Below are 7,676 nucleotides of genomic sequence, written 5' to 3'. Positions count from 1 at the left end.
TTCCCTCCCGCCGCAGGGCACGGATGGTCACCGTCTCAGGCAAATTCAGATCGGCAATGGTGCGGTGTTGCTCATCCATCTCTTGAGGCAACATAATCCAGAGAAAGAAGGTTTCTCCTTGGGGCACCGTCACGCGACCATTGATCAGAGCCTCAAAAGCTGCAAACTCCGCCGGCTGACCCACAATGAGTAGGCGATCGCCCCCTTCAAGGCAAGTTTCACCGCTGGGATAATCCACCTCAGTCCCATTGGCACGGACAATGGCCAGCAGGGTGACCCCCGTCAACTGTCGCAGTTGGATTTCGGCGAGGCTCATGCCCCGAATAGGAGACTCCTCAGGGATCGTGACCCAGCGACTATTCATATCCTGAGCCGCTTGTCGCAAAAGGCGGGCAGTTCCCTCCGGCGGCGTGTCGCCCCGCAAATTGGCGTAGTGGCTGTCGCGCACCTGTTGCACTTGCTCTTGAATATGGCGCTCCCCCATGCCCAGTGTAAAGAACAGATGGGCAGCCAACTCCAGACTGGCTTCAAATTCTGGTTGCACCACTTCCCGTGCCCCCAGTTGATAGAGCAGTTCAATGTCGCGATCGCTATTGGCACGGACAATGACATCCAGTTCTGGGGCAAATTCTAGAGCACGTTTGAGGCAGAGGCGGGTGCTCATACTGTCCGAGAGGGCGATCGCCATGCCAAGGGCTTGATCGACCCCTGCTTTCGCCAAAATGGTGGCACTGGCAGCGTTGCCGTAAATATAAGGGAGTTGCGCCTCTCGTACCTCATTAATCACCGTTTCGCTTTGCTCAATCACCAACACCGGATAATTTTGTTTTTGCAGGAGTTTTACCACGCCCTTGCCGACGCGCCCATAGCCACAGACAATGACATGATTCCGCTGCGGCAGTCCTGTTAAATCCATGTCGAGGATTTCATCCTCCTTGAGGAGACGGCGCAGGGGGGGCAGTTTTAAGACCACTGGCACCCATCTCAGCAAAAAGGGGGTCACAACCAAAGTCACCGCTGTGGTGCCGAGAGTCAGTAAGTAAACCTGTTGGGAGACCAACCCCAAGCCCCGCCCTGCCGTCAACAGCACAAAGGAAAATTCCCCAATCTGGGCAAGGCCAATTCCCGCAAGCAAAGAGGTTTTCCACGAGTAGCCAAAGAGCTTGACAATCGGAGTTGTGATTAGAAACTTACCGAGAATAACCAAGCTCACCAATTGGATAATGCGATCCAAGTGCTGCCAGAGAAACAGCGGATCAATGAGCATGCCGATGGAGGCGAAAAAGAGGGTGGTAAAGACATCGCGGATGGATTCCACGTAATCGAGCGTCTGATCGGCATACTCCACCTCGGAGATCATCAGACCGGCAATAAAGGCACCAATCTCAATCGAAAGCCCCAAATACTGCGTCAGCAGGGCAATCCCCAAGCAGAGGGCAACAACACCTAAAAGGAAAAGCTCGCGACTCCCTGTTTTTGCCAAAAGCCGTAGCAGAGGGGGCAGTACCCAGATGCCGGCCAAGATTGCCCCCACGGCAATCAAAGCAATCGTCAATACCGCTTGTCCGATGGCGAGTCCCAACTCCTCTGGGGGCTTATTCAGGGCGGGTAGAACCGCAATCATCAAGCCCACCGCCAGATCTTGCACGACCAGGATGCCCAGCATGATTTGCCCTTGGATGGACTCCAACTCGTTGCGATCCATCAGGCTGCGCAGCACCACTGCGGTTGACGAGAGAGAGAGTACAGCACCGAGGAAAATGCCCTGATTGGGGGAACTCACCCAGCCAACCCCAAGGGAAATGAGGGTTGTGACGGCAATGGTCAGGAGAATTTGCAGGGCACTGCCCCCCAAGCTCACCCCTTGGACTTTCCGAATTTCACCGAGGGAAAAGCTCACCCCCAGGGCAAAGAGTAAAAAGGCCACCCCCAGTTGTGCCAAACCTTCCACTTGGGGAACTTCCTTGAGAAGTCCCAAGCCCGTGGGTCCCACCACCATACCCGCCAAAAGGTAACCCAGCAGGATCGGTTGTCGCAGTAAAGCTGCGAATACCCCTCCCACTGCCGCTGCCCCCAGTACCACACTGAGGTCAATGACAAGGCGAAAATCTTCGGTCATATTTCCTTAATGCTAGGGCATCAAGGCTAGGAGCTGGGAGACAACAGCAAAACTTTCACTGTAGAGGAAGTCTTGCCCCCAGCGCTGCAGTTCTTGACTCAAGAGCACTTCGGCTGTCAGATCGCTGAGGGGAGACACATGGTAAGTACGGCACATCTGGGCACTCCCCCCAGCCTCCATACGCATACAGCCACGGGTTTCTGAGCAAATAATTGTACAGCAATCCGCTTGGAGATTAGAGGAGGTAAGTTTTAAGTCAATTAAATCCCCCAGGACGAGTCCCGCATCCCCGGTGGGAATGCCCGCTAGTTCTGCTCTAATTAGCCGTTGATCGGCTCCCACTAACTCCACATAGTACAGGTCATAGTCGTTGCATTCGTGGCGAATTTGGCGTGGCTGCCACTGTAGCCGCGAAGCCAACCAGCCAAGATACAGTAGGGCTTGGGCAGGATTGCCCTTTTCGTAGTCAATGACCACCTGATCAATTTCCTGGATGGCTAAGCGTCGCTGTGGTGGATCAAAGGCTTCAGCGGCCAGTTCTTGCCAAGCTCCCAAGCGACGCCAGTTCAAGTCAGTGATGGGAAGGTTCTGCTCTAAAAGGGGCGCGATCGCCCGCAGACCTCGCAGCGGATCGAGAAATTCACTGGAATCGACAATCACACGACTAAACTGGGGAGCAAGGGTTTGAAACAACTCAAAGTTATTGAACAAATCCCCCTTCCACCACAAAAAGCGGGGCAGCTCCCGAATGATCAAAGACTGCAACAGGGGTTCGACTCGCTGAAAGGCGCGATGGGTACCCTTGAGGGTAATGTACTCACAACAAACCAACGAACTGCGCACCTTTTTATTGATGGGGCAATAGGCCGCCACCTGGGCGGTAATCCCTGTATCCTCCCCAAGGGTGGGACACAGAGCAATCACTCGACAGGGGTTTTGGCTGGCGATCGCATCCGCAAGACCACTACCGCGCATATCCACCATAGGGCGATCGCCCCGAGGCCTTCCTTGGGCATATTCCTGTTGCAGTGCCTGTCGCAGTTGCGGCGTGATGCGACCCGTCAACGGCAAATTGTGATGCTTCTCAGCCGCCCGAATCGCCGACTGCATGCGCGGGCCAAGGATCCCATCAATGGGGCCTGTGTAGTACCCCAAGGCCGCCAGCAGTTGCTGGGTATCATCCGCTTCATAGACCACGAGAGTAAAGGTCGTTGCCCGCACTGCTGCTGGCGTGGTGCCATCGCCACCGTGGCTGAGCCAAATTTGCCGCAAACTCTGCTCAATATCCTCCAAGGAGACATCCACGGGATCTTGGAGCGCTACGAGGGGAGTGGATTCAGTTGCCATACTTAGGTACCCAGTTCTATCGTGTTTTTGTCGCGTTTTTTTCGTAAAGGGGCGAAGAAGTTCGACATTGATTTCTATGAGGGGCAAACCTTAGAGTCGCCGCCACCGCCGGCCATCGGCATTAATTAGGGCTTCTGCCGCATCTGGCCCCCATGTCCCCGCTTCATAGGTGGAAATCGTGTGCGGATCGGTGGGGGCATCCCAAGCACTGAGAACCGGCATCACCACCTGCCAAGCAGCTTCCACCTCATCGGCGCGCGTAAACAGGGTTTGATCCCCTAGCATGCAGTCTAGCAAGAGCCGTGCATAGGCATCCGCCGTCGCCATCCCAAAGGAGGAGCCGTAGCTAAAGTCCATTTCCACCGTGCGTGTGCGCAAATCTGAACCGGGCATCTTGGCCTCAAAGCGCAGGGCAATGCCCTCATTGGGTTGGATGCGCATTGTCAGAATGTTGGGATTGGTTTGGCGCGCCGCCGACTGAAAAATCAGCAGGGGGACATCACGAAACTGAATCGAGATTTCCGTCACCTTTTTGGCCAGACGCTTGCCGGTGCGCAAATAAAAGGGGACACCTTGCCAGCGCCAGTTGTTAATTACTAACTTCAATGCCACATAGGTGGGAGTAGTGGAAGTGGGACTGACCCCCGGTTCTTGGCGATAGCCCACCACAGGTTTGCCCTTTATCCAGCCGCTTCGGTATTGGCCGCGCACCGCACAGGCATTGAGGTTATCCAGATCTGCCAAACGGGTAGCTTGGAGAACCTTCACCTTTTCGTTCCGCAGACTATCGGCATCGAGGGCATTGGGGGGTTCCATGGCGGTCAGAGCCAATAGCTGGAGCATGTGGTTTTGCACCATGTCCCGTAGAGCACCGGCGGTTTCATAGTAGCCCGCCCGATCTTCCACCCCCACGGTTTCGGCAACGGTAATCTGCACATGATCCACGTACTGGCGGTTCCAGAGGGGTTCAAAGATGGCATTGGCAAAGCGAAACACCATGAGATTTTGAACCGTTTCTTTGCCGAGGTAGTGGTCAATACGATAAACTTGTTCCTCCTGGCACACCGCCTGCACCACCTCGTTGAGGGCTTGGGCAGAAGTGAGATCGCGGCCAAAGGGTTTTTCAATCACCAAGCGATGTTTTTGGGGATCACTCAATAGTCCCGCCGCCCCCAGTTGTTGAATGGCTTCGACGAAAAAGTTCGGTGAGACCGCAAGGTAAAAGACACGATTGCCGCGAGTTTGGCGTTTTTCCTCCAGCTCGGCCAGTAGCGTTTTCAGCTTGGTGTAGGCGGCAGGATCGTCCATATTGCCAGAGCAGTAAAACAAACCTTCGGCAAATTCCTGCCACAGGGGTTCTGCTTGAATGCCGCTGCCGAATTCCTCGACTCCTTGGCGCAGATGCTCGCGAAAATACTCATCACTCCAGTTACGACGTGCCACCCCAACAATGGTGAGTTCTGGGGGCAGACGGCGTTCTAGTTTCAGTTGATAAATAGAGGGAATGAGCTTACGCTGGGTGAGATCACCACTCGCGCCGAAGATGATGAGAATCAGTGGTTCGGGAGTGCGCTCTTGGCGTAAGCCGACCCGCAGGGGATTTTCAAAGAGGGTTACCATGGGTTACACCTGTGTCACGGTTGGGGTGGCAGGGGTTTGCTGAATAAAGGATTCCACAAGGGCAACGTTCTCTGGACTCCCAATAATGAGGGGGGTGCGCATGTGTAAATGGTCGGGCACGACATCGAGCAGCGGTTGGGTTCCCGTACTGGCTTTGCCGCCGGCTTGTTCCACCAAGAAGGCGATTGGGGCAGCCTCATAGAGCAGCCGTAGCTTCCCCGCCGGATTTTTCTGCGTTCCCGGATAGAGGAAGACCCCCCCCTGCATGAGAATGCGGTGAATATCCCCGACAAGGGCACCACTGTAGCGGGCACTGTAGCCGGCCTGGCGATGCACATAGCGGACGTAGTTGCGAATGGGTTCTTCCCATGCCCAGAAGTTCCCTTCGTTGACGCTGTAGATGGGGCCACTGGCGGGAATTTGCAGGTTCTCGATCGCCAGAATAAATTCGCCGAGGCTGGGGTCAAGCACAAACACATGCGTGCCTTTGCCCATCGAATAGACGAGCATTGTGCTAGGGCCATAGAGAATGTAGCCGGCGGCAATTTGCTTGTGGCCATTCTGCAGGAGATCGGCGGCAGTCTCGTCTAGATCGGTGCCCTCCTGCTGGCGAATCGCAAAAATCGATCCCACATTGAGGTTAATGTCCACATTGGAGGAACCATCAAGAGGATCGTAGAGGAGGGTATAGCGGCCAATGGGACAATTTTCAGGAATGTAGTAGGGCTTCTCCATTTCCTCGGAAGCGAGGCGACAGACGAGGCCACTCTGCTTGAAGGCCGCAATAAAGACTTCGTTGGCATAGACATCCATTTTTTTGACATCTTCGCCTTGGATATTCACCCCTCCTGTAAAGCCCAGTACCCCCTCCATCAGACCCGCTCGACTCAGACGGCGGGCAATGAGCTTACCCGCAAGGGCAATCCGATTCATGAGGGCACTCAGGTCTTGGGCATCGGCATCAAAGCTTTGGAGTTGCTGGAGAACGTGGCGAGATAGGGTCAAACAATCGCGATCAAGAGCCTGTTCGTGGGCAGCGTAGTCAGTCATTACCCCTCCCTGGTGAGGATGCCTCTAGCCCCGATCCTAAACCGTCTCTTCTCAGAAGTGGTGAGTCTTTAGATCAGTTAAAGATTCCAAGAAGTACCGGTGGTGATGCGGTGCATGCCGGCAGCGGCAAACTCGGCAAAGGTTCTATTGGCAGCTTCGCTAAAGTCCACGACCCCCGGCACGACAACTGGGGACATACAATCCTCAAGGAGATAAACCCGTTGAGCCAGTTGGGGATTCCGCTGTTGAATTTCGCTGAGTAAATCGGCCACTGTCCAAGCAACACAGTGACTCTTGGCTTGACCGGCAATCATCAGGCGATCGCCCGCCAGTAGATGCTCAATCAACGCTGTATTCACCGGCCCTAGGGGATGTCCTTGGGGGTCATGGCTCACCTCTGGACGCAGCACTGAGTAATTTTCGGTCAGCGGATGGTTCCCCTTGAGTTCGATACGGGTTTGCTGCTGGCGCGCCACCGTGTGAAAGAAACAGGCCTCCTCCACCGCAGACACCAACGCATGGCCAATTCCCCCCAGCATCGCGTGGTAGGGCCAAATCGTCAACGGAAATTTCCCTTTGGCAGCTAATTGTGCCACATAGTACTGGGCATAGGCCTGCAAACTCTGTTGATCGGTCATGCCGAGGGAGGCCAGGAGTTGGGGATTGGGTTGCCAGCGCCCACACTTAACATCGTCAACGGTAATGGTCGTCAGGGGCGGCGGTGGTTCCCCATTGGCATCGATCCAAAAGAGGGGATGGAAAATTTGACTGGCGGTGTGGGTATCGAGGGTAACGATAATCTCGCTAATGTGGGCAAGGTGGGTATAGATGAAGCGGCAGAGGCGTTGATTGTCCGCAACTGCACCTTGGACAAATAGCTCAAACTCCGGCAAGCAAAACGTATTCTGGACATCAATGAGCAAGAGAATTGTGCGCCGTTGATCTTCCCTCGCCGGCGGAATTCGGTACTGCTGTGCCCATTGGCGAGCCTGCACTGCCCGTTCTTGGTAGGGAACGCGCCACACCTGAGCCACTTTCGCAGGGTCAAAGAACTCGGGAATGGGCAGTTCTGTTGCCGTAGTCATGGCTGACTCCTAGGGGGAATAGTCTGGAAAATCCCTTTCCACGAAAGAGGTATCCATTTTTGTTAAATCGGCAACAATATCCGAAATTCTACGGATGGAGAACCATGGATAACCCTTATATAGTATCTAAAGTTAATCAAGGCTGAATTTCCTCAGGAGAAAACAGGTGGTGGTACGCACGCTCAAGAGTGTTTTAGAGCAGCATATTGCCGGCCTACCGGGTGTGTTAGCCGTTCTAATTGGCCGCATGACCGATGGGGCAACTATTGCTGAAATTAACTACAGTGGCACTCACCTTGAAAAGGACTCCCTTCGCTCCTTGGCTGCCTATGCCAGCGATCTGCTACGAGCCAATAATCGCCTGTGCCAGGTGGTGGATGCCGCCTCAGAAGCAGACTATTTGTTGGCGGGTTCGGCAGAGGTACGCCTAGTGATCAAGGCCTTTAGCAAAACCC

General features: G+C 54.6%; 5 protein-coding genes and 1 pseudogene. 1 reads left to right on the top strand and 5 read right to left on the bottom strand.

Going from position 1 to position 7,676, the window contains the following annotated elements; genetic code table 11:
• The 5 genes from Q0711_RS11065 to Q0711_RS11045 form a co-directional block, all read right to left on the bottom strand.
• On the bottom strand, window positions 1-2,119 hold a 2,119-nt coding region (locus tag Q0711_RS11065), incomplete at its 3' end, for a cation:proton antiporter (protein ID WP_299042576.1).
• A 12-nt stretch (window positions 2,120-2,131) separates the two neighbouring features.
• Window positions 2,132-3,466: a glucose-6-phosphate dehydrogenase assembly protein OpcA gene (gene opcA / locus Q0711_RS11060; RefSeq protein ID WP_298611694.1), complete on the bottom strand. Its 1,335-nt coding sequence runs from the start codon at window positions 3,464-3,466 to the stop codon at window positions 2,132-2,134.
• A 90-nt stretch (window positions 3,467-3,556) separates the two neighbouring features.
• Window positions 3,557-5,086 carry a glucose-6-phosphate dehydrogenase gene (zwf, locus tag Q0711_RS11055; RefSeq protein ID WP_298611691.1) on the bottom strand — a complete coding sequence of 510 codons (1,530 nt, stop codon included), beginning with the start codon at window positions 5,084-5,086 and terminating at the stop codon, window positions 3,557-3,559.
• A 3-nt stretch (window positions 5,087-5,089) separates the two neighbouring features.
• Entirely contained in the window at window positions 5,090-6,136 is a 1,047-nt protein-coding gene (gene fbp, locus Q0711_RS11050; RefSeq protein WP_298611688.1) for a class 1 fructose-bisphosphatase, read from the bottom strand.
• A 77-nt stretch (window positions 6,137-6,213) separates the two neighbouring features.
• The gene (locus tag Q0711_RS11045; RefSeq protein WP_299042572.1) at window positions 6,214-7,221 is read right to left on the bottom strand and encodes an isochorismatase; all 1,008 of its coding nucleotides are present in this window, start codon (window positions 7,219-7,221) and stop codon (window positions 6,214-6,216) included.
• Window positions 7,222-7,387: 166 nt separating this feature from the next.
• Here Q0711_RS11045 and Q0711_RS11040 point away from each other — a divergent pair.
• Window positions 7,388-7,676: pseudogene (locus Q0711_RS11040) on the top strand (hypothetical protein); the annotation flags it as partial.

Source organism: uncultured Thermosynechococcus sp. (genome assembly GCF_937958135.1).
In the GTDB taxonomy this organism is placed as follows: domain Bacteria; phylum Cyanobacteriota; class Cyanobacteriia; order Thermosynechococcales; family Thermosynechococcaceae; genus Thermosynechococcus.
The sequence above is the reverse complement of the archived record's forward strand: the minus strand, read 5'-3'. Positions and strand labels throughout refer to the sequence as shown.

Coding starts and splice junctions, on each gene's coding strand:
- opcA (WP_298611694.1), bottom strand. CDS start 3,466: ATGGCAACTGAATCCACTCCCCTCGTAGCGCTCCAAGATCCCGTGGAT.
- zwf (WP_298611691.1), bottom strand. CDS start 5,086: ATGGTAACCCTCTTTGAAAATCCCCTGCGGGTCGGCTTACGCCAAGAG.
- fbp (WP_298611688.1), bottom strand. CDS start 6,136: ATGACTGACTACGCTGCCCACGAACAGGCTCTTGATCGCGATTGTTTG.
- Q0711_RS11045 (WP_299042572.1), bottom strand. CDS start 7,221: ATGACTACGGCAACAGAACTGCCCATTCCCGAGTTCTTTGACCCTGCG.